Source organism: Terriglobia bacterium, from assembly GCA_036496425.1.
Classification (GTDB): Bacteria; Acidobacteriota; Terriglobia; order 20CM-2-55-15; family 20CM-2-55-15; genus 20CM-2-55-15.
In genome coordinates, this window is the sequence record DASXLG010000241.1 from 1 (window position 1) to 22,680 (window position 22,680).

18 protein-coding genes are annotated in these 22,680 nt (G+C 58.9%); 11 read left to right on the forward strand and 7 right to left on the reverse strand.

The window, feature by feature from the left end:
• The coding region (locus tag VGK48_16970; protein ID HEY2382870.1) for a hypothetical protein at nt 1-267 on the reverse strand (267 nt) is incomplete at its 3' end.
• A gap of 137 nt (nt 268-404) precedes the next feature.
• On the opposite strand from VGK48_16970, the gene VGK48_16975 reads away from it, so the two are divergent.
• Nucleotides 405-1,613: a PQQ-dependent sugar dehydrogenase gene (locus VGK48_16975; GenBank protein HEY2382871.1), complete on the forward strand. Its 1,209-nt coding sequence runs from the start codon at nt 405-407 to the stop codon at nt 1,611-1,613.
• Nucleotides 1,614-1,652: 39 nt separating this feature from the next.
• Here VGK48_16975 and VGK48_16980 read toward each other — a convergent pair whose 3' ends face one another.
• The 3 genes from VGK48_16980 to VGK48_16990 all read right to left on the reverse strand — a co-directional run bounded on the left by VGK48_16980 (nt 1,653) and on the right by VGK48_16990 (nt 3,820).
• Nucleotides 1,653-2,507: a hypothetical protein gene (locus VGK48_16980; GenBank protein ID HEY2382872.1), complete on the reverse strand. Its 855-nt coding sequence runs from the start codon at nt 2,505-2,507 to the stop codon at nt 1,653-1,655.
• Nucleotides 2,508-2,605: 98 nt separating this feature from the next.
• Nucleotides 2,606-2,776 carry a hypothetical protein gene (locus tag VGK48_16985; protein HEY2382873.1) on the reverse strand — a complete coding sequence of 57 codons (171 nt, stop codon included), beginning with the start codon at nt 2,774-2,776 and terminating at the stop codon, nt 2,606-2,608.
• An 81-nt stretch (nt 2,777-2,857) separates the two neighbouring features.
• Nucleotides 2,858-3,820 (reverse strand): TIGR03435 family protein, encoded by a 963-nt coding sequence (locus tag VGK48_16990; GenBank protein HEY2382874.1) that lies wholly within the window; start codon nt 3,818-3,820, stop codon nt 2,858-2,860.
• A gap of 366 nt (nt 3,821-4,186) precedes the next feature.
• On the opposite strand from VGK48_16990, the gene VGK48_16995 reads away from it, so the two are divergent.
• Complete coding sequence (locus VGK48_16995) at nt 4,187-4,405, forward strand: hypothetical protein (GenBank protein HEY2382875.1); 219 nt, start codon at nt 4,187-4,189, stop codon at nt 4,403-4,405.
• Nucleotides 4,406-4,787: 382 nt separating this feature from the next.
• Here VGK48_16995 and VGK48_17000 read toward each other — a convergent pair whose 3' ends face one another.
• Together VGK48_17000 and VGK48_17005 are read right to left on the reverse strand one after the other, a co-directional pair.
• Nucleotides 4,788-4,955 carry a hypothetical protein gene (locus VGK48_17000; GenBank protein HEY2382876.1) on the reverse strand — a complete coding sequence of 56 codons (168 nt, stop codon included), beginning with the start codon at nt 4,953-4,955 and terminating at the stop codon, nt 4,788-4,790.
• 373 nt (nt 4,956-5,328) lie between these two features.
• Nucleotides 5,329-6,444: a MerR family transcriptional regulator gene (locus VGK48_17005; GenBank protein HEY2382877.1), complete on the reverse strand. Its 1,116-nt coding sequence runs from the start codon at nt 6,442-6,444 to the stop codon at nt 5,329-5,331.
• Nucleotides 6,445-6,748: 304 nt separating this feature from the next.
• Between VGK48_17005 and VGK48_17010 the strand changes: the two genes are divergently transcribed.
• From VGK48_17010 to VGK48_17025, 4 genes are all read left to right on the forward strand, one after another.
• Nucleotides 6,749-7,261: a sigma-70 family RNA polymerase sigma factor gene (locus VGK48_17010; protein HEY2382878.1), complete on the forward strand. Its 513-nt coding sequence runs from the start codon at nt 6,749-6,751 to the stop codon at nt 7,259-7,261.
• Nucleotides 7,258-9,636: a VWA domain-containing protein gene (locus VGK48_17015; protein ID HEY2382879.1), complete on the forward strand. Its 2,379-nt coding sequence runs from the start codon at nt 7,258-7,260 to the stop codon at nt 9,634-9,636. Before VGK48_17010 ends, VGK48_17015 begins: the two co-directional genes overlap by 4 nt.
• Nucleotides 9,637-9,662: 26 nt before the next feature.
• Complete coding sequence (msrB, locus tag VGK48_17020) at nt 9,663-10,064, forward strand: peptide-methionine (R)-S-oxide reductase MsrB (GenBank protein ID HEY2382880.1); 402 nt, start codon at nt 9,663-9,665, stop codon at nt 10,062-10,064.
• A 73-nt stretch (nt 10,065-10,137) separates the two neighbouring features.
• Nucleotides 10,138-11,379 (forward strand): nucleoside transporter C-terminal domain-containing protein, encoded by a 1,242-nt coding sequence (locus VGK48_17025; GenBank protein HEY2382881.1) that lies wholly within the window; start codon nt 10,138-10,140, stop codon nt 11,377-11,379.
• Between the two features lie 25 nt (nt 11,380-11,404).
• Here the strand turns inward: VGK48_17025 and VGK48_17030 are convergent, their stop codons facing one another.
• The gene (locus VGK48_17030; GenBank protein HEY2382882.1) at nt 11,405-13,684 is read right to left on the reverse strand and encodes a protein kinase; all 2,280 of its coding nucleotides are present in this window, start codon (nt 13,682-13,684) and stop codon (nt 11,405-11,407) included.
• A gap of 147 nt (nt 13,685-13,831) precedes the next feature.
• Between VGK48_17030 and VGK48_17035 the strand changes: the two genes are divergently transcribed.
• The 5 genes from VGK48_17035 (at nt 13,832) to VGK48_17055 (ending at nt 22,653) form a co-directional block, all read left to right on the forward strand.
• Nucleotides 13,832-14,863: a metallophosphoesterase gene (locus tag VGK48_17035; protein ID HEY2382883.1), complete on the forward strand. Its 1,032-nt coding sequence runs from the start codon at nt 13,832-13,834 to the stop codon at nt 14,861-14,863.
• Entirely contained in the window at nt 14,838-17,207 is a 2,370-nt protein-coding gene (locus VGK48_17040) for an Npt1/Npt2 family nucleotide transporter (GenBank protein HEY2382884.1), read from the forward strand. Before VGK48_17035 ends, VGK48_17040 begins: the two co-directional genes overlap by 26 nt.
• Nucleotides 17,208-17,309: 102 nt before the next feature.
• On the forward strand, nt 17,310-18,689 hold the full coding sequence (locus VGK48_17045; GenBank protein HEY2382885.1) for a carboxylesterase family protein: 1,380 nt from the start codon (nt 17,310-17,312) through the stop codon (nt 18,687-18,689).
• A 137-nt stretch (nt 18,690-18,826) separates the two neighbouring features.
• Nucleotides 18,827-21,331 (forward strand): DUF1592 domain-containing protein, encoded by a 2,505-nt coding sequence (locus VGK48_17050; GenBank protein ID HEY2382886.1) that lies wholly within the window; start codon nt 18,827-18,829, stop codon nt 21,329-21,331.
• Nucleotides 21,328-22,653, forward strand: coding sequence for a DUF1552 domain-containing protein (locus tag VGK48_17055; GenBank protein HEY2382887.1), 1,326 nt, complete (start codon nt 21,328-21,330; stop codon nt 22,651-22,653). Before VGK48_17050 ends, VGK48_17055 begins: the two co-directional genes overlap by 4 nt.
• Nucleotides 22,654-22,680 lie beyond the last annotated feature (27 nt).

The following is a 22,680-nucleotide window of genomic DNA, read 5'->3' on the forward strand; positions in this document are numbered from 1 at the left end:
CATTGTGAAACGGACGACGCGGCCTTTCGGGACGTTGGGTTTTTCGCTGAAGGCCGGGTCGGGTGCATAAGGCGGGGCGATCCGGAAATTGCCGTCGACGTCCAGACGCACGGGCACCAGGGGCGGCGCCGTCGACGGCCGGGGCCCGGACGGCTGCGGCGCTGCGGTCGGTCCTCCCCGTTGCGCGTAAAGGCCCACAGTCAGCGCCGCGGCAGCGATGAAAACGACAAACAAAAGATGAATGCGCCCTTTTCCGGGATTCGGCATCGAAAACCTCCAGTTCAGATGTGCATGAATGTGGGTGTCAGCAAATCATAGATTCGCCGCCTTGGCAAGACGGCGTCTGCGTTTCACTTCGGAGATGCAGCGTAGTAATATCGCCTCCGACCCAAAGGTGCACATTCATGAAACGTTGGATGGTATTGGCGGCAATCGTCATTTCGGCGAGCGCCCTGGCCCGGCAACAGCAGCCCGTTCCGCGCCCCGACATTTCGGTGCCGCCGCTGGGCGCGGGACCGTTCGTTTTCGACACGGCCGAGCAGCATAAGATCCACGTTGTTGTGGTGGCGAAAGACCTCTCACATCCGTGGGGGATGGTCTTCCTGCCGGATGGCGCCATGCTGATCAGCGAGCGGGCCGGCCGGCTGCGCATCTTGCGCAATGGCGTTCTCGATCCCAAGCCGGTTCCCGGTGCGCCCGAGGTCCGGGCGCAGGGATTGGCGGGTCTCATGGATATCGCGCTGCATCCGCGTTTCGCCGAAAACAAATGGCTCTACTTCACGTATCACAAAGCGAACCCGAATCCTGCGCCGAATGCGCCCGCAAACAGTCCCGGTGTGATCACGCTGGCACGCGGCCGGTGGGCGGGCGACAAGGTCGAGGATCTGACGGACCTCTTCTCGTCGATTCCGGATAACAATGCATCCCGGATCGCCTTCGGAAAAGACGGAATGCTCTACATGTCGGTCGGAATCGCCGATCCGCCAAACGCGGCGCGCGCCCAGGACCCGAACGACCTCGCTGGCAAGGTTCTGCGCCTGAAGGATGACGGGACCATTCCGCCCGACAATCCCTTCGTGGGCAAAGCCGGCTACAGACCGGAAATCTTCACGATGGGCCATCGCAACCCGATGGGGTTGATCCTTCATCCGCAAACCGGAGCCATCTGGGAGAACGAGGACGGACCTAACGGCGGCGACGAAGTTAACATTCTTCAACCGGGCAGGAACTATGGCTGGCCAGTGGTCAGCGACGGCAGAGCCTATGCAGGTCCGCGCGTTACCGAAAAGCCGTGGCAGGAAGGCATGGAATTGCCGCTCGTGTTCTGGGTGCCTTCGATTGCGATTTCCGGAATGGCGGTTTACACCGGCGACCGGTTTCCCAACTGGAAAGGCAATGCGTTCGTCGGCTCGATGCGGCAAGGCGAAATTCCAGGCACCGGACACCTGGAGCGCATCGTCTTCAATGACAAAACTCAGGAACTTCGCCGCGAGCCCATGCTCGTCGAACTCCGGCAGCGAATTCGCGACGTGAGGCAAGGCCCAGACGATCTTCTATACCTCCTCACCGAAGAGAATCAGGCCGCGCTACTGAGGATCGAACCGGAAAATTAGGTTTGAGAACTCCTCCGGAAATCGGTTGCGGCGGACTGACTATGCCTGGATGCTTCCTCGAGCCCGGATGATTCCCGCGATATAAACGATCGCGAGAACCACGAGACACAACTCTCCGAGGCGAACATAGGTCTGCATCATTCCTGGGATGGTCCAGCCATAGTTCTCAACCAGCTGGCTCGGGTCGGTCTGAGTTCCTTCCTGAACACCGAATGGAATGTCTTCCTCGCGGCCTGACCACGTATGAAAAGCGTCCATGAATGCGGCAGCGCCGATGACGACGAACCCCCAGCGCAGTTCATTCTGATAAACGGCGGTATCTCTGCGCACGTACAAGCTCGTCATCAGCAGAGTGCCGAGGACCAGCGCGCCGCCATCTCCTCCGAAAATGATAAGCGCCTGCGCGCGGGCCCACGGCAGGTGCCGACAGTACAGGTGGACCAGGAACAGCAGAACGCTGACGGCAATCAGGTACCGGCGATCACTCTTCCAGCCCCAGGCGCCGAGCGCCGCAAGCCCCCCGATCACCACCAGCGATACCCACAGTTCCCTTTCCTCCGACACCGGTGTAAACCAGATACCGGGAGTCGCGCTGAAGCCGCAGAACCAGGCCGTCACAGCGTGCCCGGTTTCGTGGACGAGCATGGTCAGAAGCCGGACCAGAAAGGGAAAAACCGCGACACCGGCGCGGGCGACAAGCAAGGCCAGCGGAATCCCAAGCAGCCGGCATTGGAATTCCTGACGAAGCTCCTTTTGCAGTTCGGGATCCTCGACTGCAGGCTTGGCGGGCTTTGGAGCTTCCGTATGGGGATGGTATTTCGCGAAAACAATGCCGCAACGGTGGCATTCGACCGCTCCGTCTTCGTTTTCAAAATGACATTTCGGGCACTGCATCAGACAAGATACTTGTGGGCTGCGCAGGATGCCAAGATCCAATCGAATTCCACCGAAACAACGGGCGGTCATAGACCGCCCCTACAGAAGAACATACTTCAGGTCGGTTTCGTGATCGGCGGCACGGGCCGGCCTTGTTCGCGCAGAAGCTTCAGCGCGTATTCGTCGGCGTCCGGTTTATCACAAATCTCGGAGTACCGCTCCTCATCGCTCAAGACCAGCATGTGTTGCAGCTCCCCTTCCTGCAGCCGGTGGAGTGTATCCTCCATGAAAAGTTCGGAGAGCTCGCCGGCGTCGCAAGGACAGGCCGGCGTGGAACGACTCCAGCTTTTTCAAGCGCTTCTCTTAACTCAATTCTCGATCGGCTTTTGAGCCGATTCGACGACGAGGACCTCGATCGGCACTTTGACGGATTCCAACCTCAAGCCGAGTTGCTGGATCGCCGATGCAAGCGGCGGGACCGGATCGGTTGCGGCCGGGACTGTTCCCGGTTCGCCTCGCTGCGGCGGTACCGACCAGCGGTCCGGGCCGAACTGGAATTTGAAGTCGTACAGCTCTTTCAGATTCGTTTTGTCGATAACCGGGCGGCCGCTGTCGTTCGCCGCAACCATCAACAACATGTTTATTTGTACCGCGTTTCCAGTTACCGTCACCGATCCCGGCGCATACTGAAAACTGATAATGCCCCGCATTTTTGCCAGATCGAACGGCGCGACGCGCTGACCGGGAACAGGTGGTGGGGTTACCGACGCCGGTGGAGCTGTCGTTGGTGGAGGACACAGGACCGGTGCGTTGTTTCCGGCCGGATTGAGCGGCGTCTGGTCCGCAGAGAGCTTGAATTTCAGCCCTTCCTTCGCAACGACCAGGTCGTAACTCGGAGTTTCTCGCGGCTCCGTGTGCGCTTTCAGGTGAAACCGGTCCTCGAGCATCGATTGAATCATGAGCGCATACCGGGCTCGATCGATCGGGCCGTTGCTGCAGTCGGCCTTCGCCTCGATGTCGAACATGTCCGTATCCAGCCATGGCGGCCCTCCGATGATGTCGAGCTGACGGTTGGTTCCAGGGGCCGCCGGATACGCGGTCTGCAGCAGCGATTTCAGTGTCGTCCTCGACATCACGAGACGGTCTCCCCTCGGACCGCTGCTGCCACGTTGTCCATTTCCCGGCGCGCTCGGCTTGATGGAGACAACATCGAAGGAGAACTTTTGCGCTTGAACTGCGACTCCGGCCGTGAGTAAAGCTGCGGCGGCAAAAACTGCAATCGGTTTGCCGAGATACATATAAGCAAGATTCCCCTTAACCACTATAGACACCAGGGCTCATCCGTTGGTTCGCCCATCGAACTCGATAACTGGAAATGGGTGTGGATAAATATACAAGGGTCCGTGCGGCAGCGGAAAGAAATATAAGTTTTGCTGTCAACGGAAGCATACGGATCTCGCCGGTCTGTCCAACCTGGACTTGATCGAAAGGGCCGCCGACTTCCCGATCTTCCGCTGCCTCGCCAGCGATGATCAGTTCACTTAATTTTTCAGTTGGCCTCCGAACGTTGTCTATCACCAATACGTCTTCCTTTACGATGCCTCTTCTACGGAAAACGCTTTGCCGGAACGACGGCAACGAGGCAGGCCGGTTATCCGCATGTTAAAATTCATAATATGAAAACTATTGCAATAACGATGGATGAAAGCCTCATCCACCGTGTGGACCGGCTATTGTCTTCCAAAGGTGCGGCGAAGACGAACCGGTTGAGGATTGTCCGGGAGGCGGTGATGGATTACCTGTCGCGCGTCGAGCGCGAAGCGGAACAAGAACGCGAGAAGAACATATTCCGCAAGAACCGCGAAAAATTAGCAAAACAGACCGCCGCCTTGGTGAAAGAGCAGGCCAAGCCGTAAAACGTGGCGAGATTTACCGGTCGCTGGAGAAACTTCCCGAACGTGGGAACAAACCGGGATTCTATGTCGTGGTCTCACGGGATTTCATCGCCGCGAATGACGACGTCGAGACGGTGGTGTGCCCGCCGGTTTACAGCGAGATTCTCGATATTCGGAGCGAAGTTCTGGTTGGAGCCGACGAAGGACTCCCCCGGGATTGTGGGATCCGTTGCGATTTCCTGGCCCTCATGTTTAAGAGAAAATTGACATCTTTCGTGTCGACGTTGCCTGCACGGAGACAATCGGAATTGGACGCCGCCCTCTGCTACGCTCTTCAGCTTCGATAGAAGCTAAAATAAAAAAAGCGCGCCGCGGGTTTTTGCCCGCGGCGCGCCCAAGTGAGCTACTTCGCCAGCTGCCGCCCATCGGCATACGTGTAGATGTAACTGCCAAAACAGACGTTGGCCGGTCCCCACATGGGCGGCTGCGCTCTCGTGGCCTTCGCCATCATATTGGCGATGGCGAAGCAGTCGGTGGGCACCCCCATCATTAACAAAGGAGTCCGGGTCATTCATAGAGTCTTCACGGCGCCGTCAACGCCAGTGATAGCTGAAACCAATTGAGACACGATGAAGATGGTATGCGCAGCCGCCGCAGCAGCAGCAACTGCGTTCACTGGAACAGTAGTCGATATCAGAGTTATGCCGGCGGAATTCCCAGTTGATGCGACCGCCTCTCAAAATCGCCTAGCTTCTCGACAGAGTACGGATCCCATGCGCGTAAAGCTGGAATTTCGTGTCATCAAGCTTCGAGTGGACAGGCGCCACCTGTCGGCACCCACCTCACCCTTGAGCCCAAACGTCGACGAGCAGCGGAACGTTTGACTGCACGACGTCAGCGTCGGAATTAGTATCGGTAAAGGTTAGCGTGTTCTGATCTGCCATTTAATCCTCCGTTTTCGCGTATATCCGCGCTTCAGCGGACGCGACAGCCTTATCGATAAAGTTGGCGGCCTTATCGAATCGTTCGCCAGTCACCATGGAAAGAGCTTCCTCCAGCCAGCGTCGCGTAGCTGTCCAGTTCGGGCGGTCTGCCCACGTCTTGATCAATCCCGCTTTGACTCCCGGATCGCCGCCGCTGGCAGCATCCAAGTGAGCCATCCAGCGTATGGCTAGCCTCTTTCCGTTCTCGCCTGCGGGATCCTCGCCAAGAGAGGATTCAATTTCGCGGAAGATATCGACTCGGCTCTGCCACATCACCGAATACAGCGCAGGGTCTTTCCGGATTTCTACCATTTTGGCCCAGGCCTCTTCGCTGAAGTATTTCTTCCGCGAGGAGAGGACCGCCCGTTGGAGGAATCCGCTGACTTCCTCCAGATTGAACTCCGCGATTCTGCGCTTCATGGAGGGCGGCCAATTTTCCCGGTCCAACCAAGCCGTGGGGGAGTGGGTTTGGAGTTCGGGGTCGCCACTGTCGGCCCTTACGGCCAGCTTCAGCCAACGGTCCGCCAACTCTTGTGGTGCGTCGCTCGCGGGGTCTTCTCCGAGGGCTGCATCAACGTCGCGATAAAGTTCCTGCCATTCGCGCGACGGTCCCTCCTCATAGAATCGCCGGCGCTTCTCCCATGCTTCTTCCGTGCTGTAGTACTTCTTCATGACTTCGATGTCCTCTTGCATGTCGATCACCTCTATGATTTTCTTCAGAATCGCCGCGTCCGCTGGTCTACCTGCCCGAATCGCGTCTTCGGCCACGCAGATCGCGCGGACCGCACGAGACAGAAGGTGTTCCTTCTGCTCCAGCGCCTTGCGCTGCATCCGCAAAGCGGCCGGCAATTCGAGCGCCGGCCGATCCAATATGATTTTGATTTGCCTTAAAGGAACCCCGAGAAACTTGAGCGCGATGATCTGTTCGAGCCGCTCCAAATCGTGTTCCGCATATGTCCGGTATCCACCATTTGTTCGTCGGGGCTTTAACAACCCCAACCTATCGTAATGGCGCAGGGCCTTAACCGTAACACCGGCAAGTTCGGCGAATTCATGGATGTGAAAAAACCGGCTCAAACCGTCACCTCCGCGACCATACTCAGCTTTGACCTAAGGTCAGGGTCAAGCCCAATTTTACTTCGGAGCGAATCGTACTGTCGGGGATTCCTCCTCGCGATGCTTAAGGGTGAGTTGATGATAAATCGGGCGAACGCGCAGTTCACTTTGAGCGATCGAAAAACCGTGACGGGCGCTTTATTTCAAAATGTTCCAGAACGGGGCAAATACGACCCTGTTTCCCGGGTTGCGAGGATTCCGGGATTTTACAGTCTAAGAAACCGCGAACCTCAAACGTTATCTCTATGAAGGCGGAAAACAGCGGTTGAGAGAAACGCCAGAATCCGACTGGGTTGTCGAGGCCCTCGGCCTTTATGAAGCACGGCTTCTCCGGTATGCCACATGGGTGCTGCGAGATCCCGACCTTGCACGAGATGTTGTCCAGGAGACGTTCCTGCGGCTCTGCCGGGAACAGCCGTCGACTGTCGGCGGCCATCTCGCCCAGTGGCTGTTCACGGTCTGCCGCAATCTCGCCTTCGACACGCGCAAGAAGGAGGTTCGCATGGCTCCGCTCGAAGAAGTTCAGACCACTGTCGACGCTGCGATTCATTCCGGCATCGAACAGCGTGAAACCGTGGGCGAGATCTTTAAACTGCTCGAAGACCTGCCGAAGAACCAACGGGAGGTTATTTACCTGAAGTTCCAGTGCGACCTGAGTTACAAAGAAATCAGCGAAGTCACCAAACTCTCCGTCACCAACGTCGGGTTCCTGATTCATACAGCCTTGAAAACCATCCGCAAGCGCGTGCTTTCCGAGCCTGCAAGGAGGAATCCATGACACGCATCAATCCAGACGATCCCAAATGGACCGCATACATTCTCGGCGAGCTGAGCGATTCCGAACGCGCCGCCGTCGAAGCCGCACTGGAAGCGTCGGAGGAAGCCCGCACTCTGGTCGAAGAACTCCGTTTCGCGGCGGAGCTCACGAAAGCGGAATTGACGGAACAGGCGCCGGTCCGTCCGCTGACGGAACAAGAGCGCGAATCCATCCGCGCCGCGGCAGGCGTGGAAAGACCGCGAAGATGGTTCGGTGCGCGCCCGATGGCGTGGGCGGCAGGCCTGGCCGCCGCAAGTATCGCTCTGACCGTGGCCTTGATGCCACACCATGCGCAACAACAACATACCGCGGTACCTGTTCAGACAGCGCAATCGATCGCCGTGGAGCAACCAGAGAAACAGCCGGAGAAGACTTTCCGGGATGAGCATGCGTCATTGCCGATCACGAAGAAGCAGGCCATCACTTCGACCGCGGCTGATGGAACGCGGGCTCGAGATATCGCGTCCGCCGAACCCTCACATAGCGAGAAAGACAAGACTTCGGATGCGGCCGGCCGGATCTCTGGAACTGTAAATGATTCTGCCGCTGCCCGGATTCCTGAAGTTGTTGTGACGGCGAGGAACACACAAACAATCTCCGGCACAAGTGCGGATACAAATCAGCCGGGAACTGCGGATTCAATTTCAATAAGGACGGCTCCAGTTGCCGGTCCTGGCGTTGGCGCCGGACGCGGAGGAACGGCTGGACGTGGAGCTCAAGCAGCTCAAGCAGCTCAAGCAGGCCAACAGGGCCAGCAGGGTGCGATTGCAAAACAAGCACTTGCGCCGCCTGTGCCGTCCATGACGTTTATGCCACGGACGGCGGCGCCGGCCACCGAAACTCCTGGAACCGTTGGCGGAGCCGCTCCGGGTCTGCCTCGAGTCTTTGATCGCATCTTCCCACGGCCGAATATTCCCGGCGAGGCTTACAACGCCGTCACGGACAATCCCTTTCTCAACGTCGATCAGAATCCGCTCTCCACTTTTTCAATCGATGTCGATACGGCGTCGTATGCGAATGTGCGGCGCTTTCTGAACCAGAACCAGCTGCCGCCGCGCGATGCTGTGCGGATCGAAGAAATGATTAACTACTTCCCCTACGACTATCCGCAGCCTTCGGCCGGCAATCCGATTGGAGCGACGCTGGAAGCGGCGGCAGCGCCGTGGAATCCCCAGCATCGCCTGGTGCGGATCGCGCTCAAAGCCAAAGACGTCGATGTGCGGCGAAGGCCGCCCAGCAATCTGGTGTTTCTTCTGGACGTGTCCGGATCGATGCAGCCTGCGGAGCGCCTGCCGTTGTTGAAGCAAGGCATCCGGATGATGGTGGATCAGCTGACGGCAAACGATCGCGTCAGCGTGGTCACCTATGCCGGGACGACGGGCGTGGCCCTGCAGCCCACAGCCGGAAATCAGAAAGACACCATTCTGGGACTGATCGACAGCCTGGAAGCCGGCGGCTCGACGAATGGCGGCTCGGGTATCCAGCTCGCGTATCAGCAGGCAACTGCGAATTTCATTCCGAACGGAGTGAATCGCGTGATTCTTGCGACGGACGGCGACTTCAACGTGGGCATCACCGACAGGAATCAACTAGTCCGCATGATCGAAGACAAAGCCAAAAGCGGCGTGTTTCTGACCGTGCTGGGTGTTGGAATGGGAAACTACAAGGATGCGACTCTCGAAATGCTGGCGGATAAAGGCCACGGCAACTATGCCTACCTCGACACCGTCAACGAAGCGCGAAAAGTACTCGTGGATCAGATGAGCTCCACGTTCGTGACGATCGCGAAGGACGTGAAGGCGCAAGTCGAATTCAATCCTGCCATCGTCGGCGCGTACCGGTTGATCGGTTATGAAGACCGCGCGTTACGGCCTGAGGACTTCAATAACGACCTGAAAGATGCGGGCGACATGGGCGCGGGCCATACTGTCACGGCGTTGTATGAAGTCGTACCTCGAGGAGTGTCGATCGATTCACCCGGCGTGGATCCGCTCAAATATCAGCAGCCGGCCGCGGCACCGGCGCCAAAGAGCGCATCGAATGAAATGCTGACCGTCAAAATCCGCTACAAGGAACCGACGGCCAGCGACAGCAAGCTGCTGGCATTCCCTCTGGTCGATCGCGAGCAGGCCTTCAGCCGGGCGAGCGCGGACTTCCGGTTTGCCGCCGCGGTCGCCTCATTCGGGATGCTCCTGCGGGACTCGCCGTACAAAGGCACGGCCACATTCGATTCCATGCTCGCCATTGCCGAAGACAGCATGGGCTCCGACCGCAACGGCTATCGCCGCGAGTTCATGCAGCTCGTCGAGCGCGCCCGTCAGATCCGGGGACGTTAGGAACAGGCCTTGTGTACAATGTCGATATGACAGACAAAATCCAAAAATCCGAAGAGGAATGGAAGAAGGAACTGACGCCTGAGCAATATCAGGTCTGCCGGATGAAAGGCACGGAACCGGCGTTCACCGGAAAGTATTACAAGACGAAGGATCCGGGAGTTTATCTGTGCGCCGCCTGCGGGAATCAGTTGTTCGATTCAGACACCAAATACGAATCGGGAAGCGGCTGGCCGAGCTTCTACAAGCCGATCGGCGAGGAGAATGTCGAGACCGAAAACGACGACAGCCATGGAATGGACCGGACTGAAGTGATGTGCAGCAAGTGCGGCGCGCATCTGGGGCACGTATTCCCCGACGGCCCGCGGCCGACCGGCCTGCGGTATTGCATCAACTCCGCCTCATTGAAGCTGGATCCGAAGAAAAAATAAAAAATCAGCCGCAAAAAGCACGCAGGAATCCTTTTGTGCCTTTTGTGGCTAATTTCCCCTGTAGAATCTCGCGATGCGTCTACAGGGAGTCCTCGGCATCATTGTTTTTCTCGCGATCGCATGGCTGATCAGCGAGAAACGTAAGCTCGTCAAACTATCCACGATCGCCGCAGGCGTGGCGGTTCAGTTCGCGATCGCGGCTCTGCTTCTGTACGTGCCGTTCTTTCAAAGATTCTTTCTCCTCCTGAATAATGTCGTACTGGCTCTGGATTCATCGACCAGAGCGGGAACGGCATTCGTGTTCGGCTATATCGGCGGCGGCCCGCCGCCGTTCATGATGTCGGATCCCGGCGCGAACTTCGTTCTGGCGTTCCAGTCGCTGCCGCTCGTTCTGGTGATCGGCGCGTTGTCTTCGTTGTTTTTTTACTGGAAGATCCTGCCCTACATTGTCCAGGCATGCTCGTTGGTATTGCGAAAGACGCTGCACATCGGCGGCGCGCTCGGGATTGGAGCGTCGACCACAATTTTCCTCGGCATGGTGGAAGCGCCGCTCGTGATCAAGCCGTATCTCAAGAACATGACGCGAAGCGAGCTGTTCTCGCTGATGACGGTCGGCATGGCCTGCGTGGCGGGGACGATGATGATCGTCTATGCGACGATTCTTAACGGCATTGTTCCGAATCCGCTCGGCCACATCCTGGTCGCATCCTTTATTCATGTGGCGGCCGCGGTCACCATCGCCCGCGTCATGGTTCCGGAGACCGGAGAAGAGACGGCCGGCAGCCTGATTCCGCAGCGCAACGCCACGAGTTCGATGGACGCGATTGTGAAAGGCACCTCGGACGGCCTGAACCTTCTGTTCAACATTATCGCCATGCTGATCGTCATCGTGGCGCTGGTGCAGCTCGCAAACGTGCTACTGGGAGTTCTGCCGAATTTTCTGGGCCAGCCGATCACCCTGCAGCGGATTCTCGGATTCATCATGGCTCCGGTTGTCTGGTTGTTCGGCATCCCCTGGTCGCAGGCGCAGATCGCGGGGTCGCTGATGGGGACGAAAACCATCCTGAACGAACTGCTGGCGTTCATCGATATGTCGAAACTGCCGGCAGGGACGCTCGATCCCCGGAGCCGTCTCATCATGACCTATGCGCTGACCAGCTTCGCGAACCTCGGCAGCCTCGGAATCCTGATTGGCGGACTGGGCAGCCTGACGCCGGAACGCCGCGATGAAGTGGTCGCGATGGGCATGAGCGCCGTCGTCGCGGGAACGCTGGCGACCTGCATGACCGGCGCCGTGGTGGGGATCCTTCTCTGAACGCGAATTCCGGATAAAGGCCCGTTCACGAGAATGAGGGCAAATTCACGCGCTTGATGATCTCAAGGAAGCGGGGATGCGAACGCAGTGGCGCAAAATGAGCGGCCGATGGCATAAAGCCCAGCCACGGATCGCAGTCCTCGACGCCGGTGTCCAGCCAGTCCAGGGCGCGCTCCGTGTTACCCAGCGCCACGGCACAAAGCGCCGGCGCAAATGCGCATACAAACCTGTGGCGCCGCGTCTCTTCCCATTCCGCCAGCAGCCGCTCGGCTTCGGCGCGGCGTCCTGCGCGCACGTAAGCGAAGCCGAGATAACCCATAAAACCCGGAGTGGTCGGAATGGACTGCCGCGCCTTCTCCAGCCATTCCACGCCTTCATCCAGGCGCCCGAGACCCGAGTAAGCTTCACCAAGCATCGCGAGGGACCCTGCATTGGCGTTGAGATCGCACGCATGGATGGCATGCCGAAGGGCATGCTCATAGCGGCCGCGGTTGATGTTCAAAAAAGCCAGAAGATAGTGCGGGAGGGAAGACAGCGGATCCAACTCCAGGGCCTTATGGTAGCTTCGCTCGGCTTCGTCCAGCCGCCCATTCGTCAACCAGATGTTGCCGCCCCAAACGAAATACCAGAAAGTCGGCGGCAAATGTGCGGCCTCCCTGATTTGAGCCAAAGCTTCGGTCCAGCGATGCTCGTAGAAGCCATGAACCAGGCACAGAGCTGCTTGAGCCGCGCCGAGATCCTTATCCGCGGCGACCGCGTGCCGGGCGGCGTCCAATGCCTGAGACATATCCTCGCCGGGCAGACCGAACGCGCTCATGCTCCTGTGAATGTGGAATTCCGCCAATTGCACCCAGGCCCGGGCATGGCCGGGTTCGATGGCGACGGCCTCTTTGAGATACTCGCGGCCTTCGGCCATGTTGTCCGGCGTGAATTGGCGGATGTGAAAGACTCCCTTCAGGTACAGACTGTGGGCTTCCAGATTTTCCGTGTAATGCTTCACCAGCGGAACCAGCGGCCCGCCGGCCCCGGCTTCAAATCTTACTTTCAGCTTCTCGACAATTGCCTGAGCCACTTCATCCTGAATGACGAATATATCGGTCATGTCGCGATCGTAGCGTTCCGACCAGAGTTGCGATGCGTCGGCTACATTGATCAGTTGCGCAGTCACCCGGACGCGGCTCCCGGCCCGCCGCACGCTGCCTTGCAGGATATTGTTCACTTTGAGTTTCTCGGCGATCTCGCCGAGCGCATGCTCGCGCCCGCGAAACGCGAATGCCGAAGCGCGGGCGATCACACGCAGTCCCTGGAGTTGGGTAAGCGCGTTGAGGATATCTTCCGCGAGGCCGTCGGAGAAGTATTCATTTTCCTTGTCGGAACTCAAGTTCGAAAAGGGCAACACCGCAATCGAAGGAATTGTGGTTGGTTCACAAACCGCCGAACCCGTTCTGCCGAGATCTTCCAGCGCCAGTTTCAAATCCAAGGCGGTCTGGAAACGCTTGTCCGTTTCTTTGCGCAGGCATCTGGATACGATGCGCTCGAGATCGCCTGGAATCTGCGGTGCGGCTTCGCGTAACGGCCGCGGCTCCTGGCTGACGATGGCCGCAAGCGTGGTTATTGCATTGTTGGAGCGAAACGCCCGCTGGCCTGTCAGCATTTCGTAAAGCACAAGGCCGAGCGAGAAAATATCGGAACGCGCATCGACCGGACGGCCCACAGCTTGTTCGGGAGACATGTAGGCGGCGGTACCGAGAATTACGCCCGGTTCCGTCTCCGCCGTCACCGCGCTGCCGGCCGTACCACCCTGATCGTCGAGTTTGGCCAGACCGAAGTCCAGAACTTTGATGACGAGATCGGCCGTCAGCATAATGTTCGCCGGCTTCAGGTCGCGATGGACGATGCCCAGGGCGTGAGCCTTAACCAACGCCGCGACGATCTGATGGGCATGAGCGATGACGGTCGCGGCGTCCCATCCATCCGGCGGAATGGCATCGCACAAGGTCTTGCCGTCGACGTATTCCATGACGATGAAGTGGAGTGCCTCGTGCCGGCTGATGTCGTGGATGGCGACGACATTGGGATGATTCAGTTGCGACGCAGCCCGCGCCTCGCGCAGGAAGCGCTGCAAACGCTCCGGATCCAGCGTTTCCGAAGGCAGTACTTTGATGGCGACATCGCGGCCGAGACGGTTATCTCGCGCGCGATACACTTCACCCATGCCGCCCGCGCCAAGCGGCGCGAGGACTTCATAAGGACCGAGACGCTTGCCGCTGGAGAGAGCCATCGTTTCGTTTTGCCGCATGCTCATCGGGCCGCATGATACCACTCCGTTCTTGTACCTCTTGTGCTCATCGAGTCCGCTTCTTTCTGCCTGCCCAACGGACAGAGTGCCCGGCGCGACTCCATCAGCGTTGTTGACAATGCAGCAGTGGCACTCTAGGATTCGCTGCAAGCGATGAAGACGCTTCGATTTGCGTTCACGATTCCGCTCTTTTACCTTCTCCTTTCCGCCGCGGCGCCCGCTGCGCCAGAGCGTGTCGTCGCGATCGGCGATATTCACGGCGATTTCGACGCCTTCACCGGCATTCTGCAGCGTGCGCACCTGATCGATCCGATGCTCCGCTGGGCGGGGGAGAACGCCACGCTGGTTCAATTGGGCGATTTCCTCGATCGCGGTCCGAAAGCCCGCCAGGTTATGGATCTGCTGATGTCGCTTCAGAAAAGCGCGCCTCGTCAGGGCGGCCGCGTCATCGTCCTGATGGGAAATCATGAAGCGATGAACCTCTACGGCGACTTCCGGTACGTAACCGCAAACGACTATGCCTCATTCGCTCAGGACCGCGTTTCGGCAAAACGCCATCAGACCCTCTACCCCGGCCGGCCGGCCGGTTTCTCCGAACGCTGTGAGGCTTTGAGTGCCGACGGCATATACGGCAAGTGGATCCGCACATTGCCGGCCATCGTGCGGATTAACGATTCCATCTTTCTCCACGGCGGCATCAATCCCGAACTCGCTTCATCTACGGTTGAGGAATTGAACAATTCGATCGCGGCAGAGATTCGTTCGTTCGACGCATTCAAAGACTATATGGTTCATCGCAATCTCGCCCAGCCCTGCAGCACGCTGGACGAATTGATCTCAGCAGCCCGCAACGGAATCAAGCAGGCAAAAGGAAAAGACGGCGACCGGATGAAAGCATTTCTGACGTACGCCACCTGGCTGAGCATCAACCCCAACGGGCCACTTTGGTTTCGAGGGTATGCCGAATGGACGGATGCCGAGGGCGCTCCTCAAATCGAAAAACTGATTAAGGCGTTTGACGTCTCGCGATTCGTGGTCGGACACACGCCTCAACCCGGAAATATCGTTTCCCGCTTCGACGGCAAAGTCTACCTCATCGACACCGGAATGCTTTCCGGTTACGTCCCCGGCGGCCGGGCATCGGCACTGACCATTCTGGATGGAAAAATCACTTTCATTTATTAATCGCGTATTCAATCTGCGGCCGGGTGATTTCGCCCGTGCCCTGCCTTTATTCGTCTATAACCTCCTGATCATCACCTTTTACGCAATGGGACGGGCCGCTCGAGTCGCGATATTTCTCGACCATTTCAAAGCCGTGCAGCTTCCATATGCCGACATGTCGGTTGCAGTGGCCGCCGGTTTTATCGTCGCCCCGTATATTCGCGCAGGGCGCCGTGCCAGCCTGCCGACACTCCAGACGGGCTGCCTGCTTTTGTTCTTTGCGAACCTGATCGGCTTCTGGTGGGGACTTCACGTTCGGAACTGGACCTGGCTGGCGCCGGTCTTTTATGTCTGGGTTGGAATCTGCGGCGTTCTGACAGTGGCGCAAGTATGGACGCTGGCAAATTTCGTGTGGAACACGAGGGAAGCCAAGCGGCGGTTCGGAATGCTGGCGAGCGGAGGTATTGTCGGCGGCATCGCCGGAGGCTTTCTGACCAGCTGGATTGCCCGCCATCATGGGACGGACGCGCTGCTTCTCTGTATGGCGGGCATCCTGCCCGTCTGCGTCGCGCTTATCCGGGTTGTATGGAAGCAGAAGCAGGAGACCTCCGGCGATCCTGCTGCTGCCGATGATAGTGAGACACCGCGCAGCCTCAGCGACAGTTTCCGGCTGGTCCGCCAATCGCCGCACCTGAAGACGATCGCAGCGCTGATATGTCTTTCGTCGATTGTGACGACCCTGGGGGGCTGGCAGCTCAACGCGATCGCCAAGGACACACTCGTCAAAAAGGATGTGATGGCGGCGTTCCTCGGATCGTTTACCTTCTATGCCGGGATCGCTTCACTGGTGGCGCAATTGCTGCTCACGACCAAGCTGTTACGCCGGTTCGGTGTTGGAGTGGCGCTGTTGATCCTGCCGCTTTCGCTGGCTGGGGGTTCACTGGCTGTCCTGACCTGGGGCACGTTGTGGGCTGCCGCGATCCTGAAGGGCAGCGACGGAGTCTTCCGTTATTCCATCGACACATCCGCCGTTCAACTCCTCTACTTGCCGATTTCCGGACGAATCAAGGTTCAGGTGAAATCTTTCATCGATACCGTCGTCTGGAAATTCGGCGATGGGCTGGCCGGACTGACGCTCCTGGTGCTCGCGACGACTCTGCATTGGACTCCGCGGCAGATCAGCTGGGTCAATCTTTTCCTGCTCGCGGTCTGGATCGCAGTGGCTGTGATGGCGCGCAGGCAATATGTCGCAACTCTGCGTGAAAATATTCAGCAGGTTCGGATCCATCCGGAGCAGGAGTTGGTGCCGGTCGTGGATCGATTTGCCACGAACGTTTTCGCCGAGAAACTGAACTCGAACGATCCGAATGAAGTTCTCTACGCATTGAGTCTTTTCGAGATGGGGCAGCAGGCCAAAGGGCATTCCGCAATCCGCGCTCTGCTGGAGCATCCGTCTCCATACGTCCGGACCAAGTCGCTGTCGATTTTGAATAACGCGAATGACCACGCCGTGCGCCACCAGGTGCGCGGGATGATGTACGACAAGGATCTCGCGGTGCGGGCGGAAGTCCTGCATTATCTCAGCCGGCACGATGAAGCCGATCCGCTGACCTATGTCGAGCGGCCGCGGGATTATTCGGACTTCGCGATCCGATCCGCGACGTTTCTGTTCCTGAACCGGCCGGGTGAGGGCCAGAACACTCCGGTGGCAAGAATGATTCTCGACGGTATGGTTACAGATCTCGGCAATCCGGAATTGACGGCGGACGCCGTTCGGACACTCACGCAATTGGGCGACGATGCCATCGTCTCGTTGCACGACCATCTGGCCGACACCGCAGTGCCGGTAGAGATCAGAATCAGGATTCCGAATATTCTCCTGGAGATCGGCACGGACCCGGCGGCGGCGTCCCTTGCCGAAAATCTCATTCAGCCGGATCCGGACTTGCGGACGAAAGTGATCTCCTCACTGAACAAGCTTTGTGATGACAGGGGACGCCTCGCCGTCGACCGCAGTTTGGTCGAATCCGCCATGACCGCCGAAATGATGGGACATTACCGGTCGTACCAGATTCTGGGAAAACAGAACAGCGGCTCGAGCGACAAACTCAAACAATCGATGGCGGCGGAGCTGGAGCGGATTTTCCGCTTGATGAAACTGCTTTTTCCATCGCTCGATCTTCAAAATGCCTACGACGGAATTCAGTCCAGCGATCAGACCCGGCATGCGAATGCCCTGGAATTCCTCGACAATACGCTGAACCTGCACCTGCGCGCTCGTCTCGTGCCATTGATCGATAGCGAGGTCACCCTCCAGGAGCGAGTGCGGCTCGCCGACCGGTTCCTCGGCTTTACCTCGGCCTGAATTTGGAGCATTCATTCGCGAGGATGCCCGGCTTGCCTATTGAGTAAATCGATTACTTTGAGTAACCTTCGCGGTTAACTTCAGACCAATAAGGAGAACGCAATGCATAAAAACGTAAACGCTGCGCGCCTGGCGGTGGCGACAGCCGTCGCATGCGTGTTCATCGTGACGGGAATCGCGCAAGCGCAACTTCCCGCACAGGTGGAGGCAGAGCTTCGGAAACTTGGACCGGTGGTCGAGCCCGGCTGTACGGCGAAACTCATGCGGCCGCTGTTCGCGACAAAGAACGACTACAACACGTATTGGCCGGTCGACGCGGCCACGCCTAACAAAAATGTGAGGCTTTATCCCGGCGTAACGCTGATGCGGGATGTTTCCTACGGTCCCGAGGCAAAGGACGTGCTTGATGTCTTCGTTCCAGATAAAGGGCCTGCCAATCGTACTGTTTTGATCTATATCCCCGGCGGCGCCGGCAACAAGATCGAGCAGCAGGCGGTGGAAGGCAATCTCTTCTACGACAACGTCGGGAAGTGGGCGGTCGACAACGGCATGGTCGGCATCACGATTCAGCGTGGCGGAACGGCGGCCGGACAGAACATCGCTCTTGCCGTCGATTGGGTGAAAGCCAATATCGCGAAATACAAAGGCAATCCCGACAGCATCTTCCTGTGGGCGCACTCGGCCGGCAACGGCCCGCTTGGCCAATACATCGGACGGCCCGATCTGTACGGGCTGGGCGTGAAGGGCGCAATCTTCATGTCGGGTAATCCTCCGAATCCGAACCCGCCTGCGGCAGGCGCCGGCGGCGGACGCGGTGCCGGCCGTGGCGCCGGTGGCGGACGTGGCAGCGCGGCGGGAGCCGGCAGCGGCGGACGCGGCGGCGGATTCGCTCTGGGTGGAAATGCGAACGGTATGATCGGCACCAGCACGTGCACCAACACGGGCGGAGCCGGGAGTTCGGCGGGCGTGATCCGCGGACCGAGCAGTTCCCTTCCGGATCAAGGCGCCGCGGCGGCCCAACATCGCAAAGACTGGGCGGGAACGTCTCCGTGGCGTTGGGATGGAAATAAATGGGTCTCGACCGGCCAGCAGACAACTCCGCCAGCGGCGGCGAACGCGGGCCGTGGCGCCGGGGGCGGCAGGGGCAGCGGCGGCGTGTTTCAAGTTGGCGGCGGCGTCAGTTCACCGGGTTTACCTGCATCCTTCACAACCGCGGATGGCATCAAGACGACGCGCGCGGCCCTGGCTTTTGCCTGGGCTGAACTCGATGCCGGTTCGGCCGAAGGACCACCGACCGCAGTGAAGAACATTCACGACGAGCTTTGCAAGCTCGAAGGCCCGAAAGCAAAGGACGGCGTCGGCCATTGCCCGACCATGATGTGGTTCAAAGGCGAGAGTCACATGTCCGAGGTTTTTTCGGTCGGAAGCATCGATAAAACGGTCTCCGGACCCGTCCTCGCATTCATCAAAAAGGAGCAGTAGCCGCAGATGACGCGGATGACGCAGATCGAGCATCACAAGCGTTGATGCCCCATCTGCGTCATCCGCGTCATCTGCGGCTAAATAGCCTCTTCTCTGCTGCTTCCCTTCCTGTTAGTTTTCAGAGACAATTGGTGCCAATGCTCCTCATTGCCATTCTTCTGGCCGCGGCTCAATCCGCGGCGGCGCAGACGGCGCCCCGGGCGATGCTCGACACGTACTGCATCACCTGCCACAGCGACAAATTGAAGACGGCAGGCTTATCCCTGGAGTCCATCGACGTCAGTAAACCCAGCGCGAATCCGGAAGTCTGGGAAAAGGTGATCGGGAAATTGCGTGCCGCCTCGATGCCGCCGCCGGGCAGACCCCGCCCGGATGCCGCGGCCTATCACGCGATGGCCGTCTGGCTGGAGAACGAAATCGATCGCGACTGGCTGGCCCACCCCAACCCCGGACGCATCGGAGCAGTCCATCGCCTGAATCGCACGGAATACAACAACGCCATCCGGGATCTCCTTAAGCTGGATGTCGATGTGAAATCGCAACTGCCCGGAGACGAAACCGCGGACGGCAGTTTCGACAACTTCGCGGATTCCCTGACCATCTCGACCGCGCACATGGAGCGCTATCTCTCCGTCGCGCGGCAGGTGACGCGCCTGGCAACCGGCCTCCCGCCGACCCTTCCAACCGTCGACCGCTTCGAGATCAAGCTGCATGTCCTGCAGGATGACCGCCAGGATGAAGATCTTCCTCTCGGTTCGCGTGGCGGAATGGCGATCCATTACAACTTCCCGGTCGACGGCGAATACTCGATCAAAGTCCGCCTCCAGCGGCAGTATCAGGACTACATCAAAGGCATGGGTTGGCCACAGCAGCTCGACCTTCGTCTCGACGGCCGTCTTCTGAAGCGCTTCACGGTCGGCGGCGAAGCGAAGGGCCGTGCGGCCGCGGCGAGCTATGAAGGCGATGGCGAGCCCGGCTTCGCCGGCGACGACTCGTGGGAAAAGTACATGCAGATCGGCGGAGACGCCGGTCTTGACGTCCGCATTCCCGTCGGAGCCGGTCCGCATGTGGTGGGAGTTTCGTTTGTCCGGGAAATGTGGGAACCGGAAGGCCTGACTCAGCCGATCCAGCGCGGGCGCGTCATCACGAACGATGCGGTCTACATGGACTTCGCGAACGTCGGCGCGGTCCAGATCGGCGGTCCGTATAATCCCGCCGGCATCGCCAAGGACACACCGAGCCGGCGCGCCATCTTCGTATGCCGGCCGAAATCCCCTTCCGAAGAAACGGCGTGCGCTACAAAAATTCTTTCCAAAATGGCGCGCCTCGCCTATCGCAGGCCGGTCAAGCCGGCCGATGTGAGCACGCTTCTCGACTTTTTCAACAGCGGCCGCCGCGAAGCGCAAGCCCGGCAGGGCGCAGCCTCAAGTCGCGACGCGCAAGCCCGGCAGGGCGCAGCCTCAAGTCGCGACGCGCAAGGTAAAGACGGCGGCAGCTTCGATGCCGGCATCCAGTTCGCTCTCGAACGGCTGCTCGCCGATCCGGACTTCCTGCTGCGGATTTACCGCGATACCCGGCAAAGCGAAAACATCTACAAACTGAGCGATCTCGAAGTCGCCTCGCGCCTCTCGTTCTTCCTGTGGAGCAGCATCCCGGACGAGCGCCTGCTCGATCTTGCGGAAAAGAATCAGCTGACGAATCCCGACACGCTCGAAAAAGAAGCCCGCCGGATGCTGGCCGATCCGCGCGCCACCGACTCTCTCGTCAACAACTTCGCATCGCAATGGCTGAACCTGCGGCGGGTCGAGGAGTCGGTTGTCGATCCGGAGAAGTATCCGAGCTATGACTTGAGCCTGATTCAGGGTTTTCAGCGCGAAACGGAATTGTTCGTCGGCAGCACCATCAAAGACGACCGCAGCGTGCTGGAGTTGCTGAACGCCAATTACACCTTCGTCAACGAACGGCTGGCGCGGCATTACGGAATTCCCGGCGTTTATGGAACACGCTTCCGCCGCGTGACGCTGCCGGATCTGAATCAGCGCGGCGGTCTGCTTGGACAGGGTTCTCTGCTGGTCACGACGTCGTATCCGGATCGAACGTCGCCCGTGTTGCGTGGAAAGTTTCTGCTCAACAACATCTTCGGTCTGCCGATTCCGCCGCCACCGCCGGGCGTCGACACCAATCTCACGGAAAACAAGGCCGGAGCAGCGCCGAAATCCATACGTGAAAGGCTGGCACAGCACCGGACGAGTCCCACCTGCAACAACTGCCATTCGGCGATTGACCCGCTGGGATTCGCGCTCGAAAACTACGATGTCATCGGGGGCTGGCGAACGATCGATGAAGCCGGCAAGCCCGTCGATGCGACCGGCACCACGCCGGGCGGGAAAAGCATTCAAGGCCTTCCCGGATTGCGTGCTTTGCTTCTGGAAGATCCCGAGCAGTTCCCGCGGACGGTGACGGACAAGTTGATGGCATATGCGCTGGGACGGCGCGTGGAATATTACGATCGTCCTTCAATCCGCAAGATCGTGCACGATGCGGCGGCTCAGAACTACAAGTGGTCGGCAGTCATTATCGGTATTGTGAAGAGTCCCGCATTTCTAATGCGGGAAAAGGAACCACAGAAGGGACAAATATGAACTTCCTTGAATCGAAGTCGTTGTCGCGCCGTACTGTTCTGCGCGGAATGGGCGCCGCGGTTGCACTGCCCTTCCTGGACGCGATGATTCCCGCAGCAAAGGCTGCGTCGAAGCCGGCGAACCGTTTCCTGACCTTCTATGTGCCGAACGGCATGGCGATGGAATACTGGTCGCCGAAAGGCGAAGGCAGCACGTTTGAACTCTCGCCGATTCTCGAACCGCTCGCGCCATTCAAGGATCAGATGATCGTGTTGTCCGGAGTGCATGCGAGCTGGAATTACATTCACGCGGGGGCTTCCGGCTCGTTCCTGACCGGCACGCCGCGCGGCGGAAAGAACGAGATCGAGATCATTGCCGATGTCTCCATCGACCAGCTCCTCGCGCGGCATTACAGCAGCGAAACGCAGGTCGGATCGCTGGAACTATCGTTGGACACGCCCGCCAATGCCGGCGCCTGCACAGGCAATCTGAGCTGCGCGTACACGCACACGATTTCCTGGCGGAATCAGACGCAGCCCCTGCCGATGGAATACAACCCCCGCGCGGTTTTCGAGCGGCTGTTCGGCGACAGCGGCAAAACCGATTGGCCCGCGCGTGAAGCGCGTATGATGCAGCACAAAAGCATCCTGGATTCGGTGATGACCAAACTCTCCAGCCTGAAGCAGGAACTGGGTCCGCAGGACCAGGCGAAGGTCAGCGAATACACCGACTCGATCCGCGATGTCGAACGCCGCATTCAACGGGCTGAGGAACAACGTGATATTCCATTGCCCGCTGTCGAGCAGCCCCAAGGTGTGCCGGCGGTGTTCGAAGATCACCTGGCGGTGATGTTGGACCTTCAGCTTCTCGCGTTCCAATCGGATCTGACGCGCGTGATTTCGTTCATGATCGGAAAGGAACAGAGCGCGAGACCGTATCCTCAGATCGGCGTACCGGAAGCACACCATCCGCTGTCGCACCACGATAATGTTCCGGAGATCGTCGCGCAGATGTCGAAGATCAACCGCTACCACGCCGAATTGTTTTCGAAGTACCTCGCGAAACTGCGCGCCACACCCGACGGTGATGGGACCCTGCTCGATCACATGATGATCCTGTACGGCTCGGGCATTTCCAACAGCACGCGCCACGCGCCGGACAATCTGCCGCTCCTTCTGATCGGCGGCGGAGCCGGCCGGCTGAAAGGCGGCCGGCACATCGTATATAAGGAGAAACCGTCGATGGCCAACCTCCTGGTCACCATCATGGACAAGATGGATGTCCCCGTCGATAAAGTCGGCGGCAGCGACGGCAAACTCCAACTCGACGGCGTCGGCATATGAGAGAAAGAAGATTAGCCACAAAAGGCA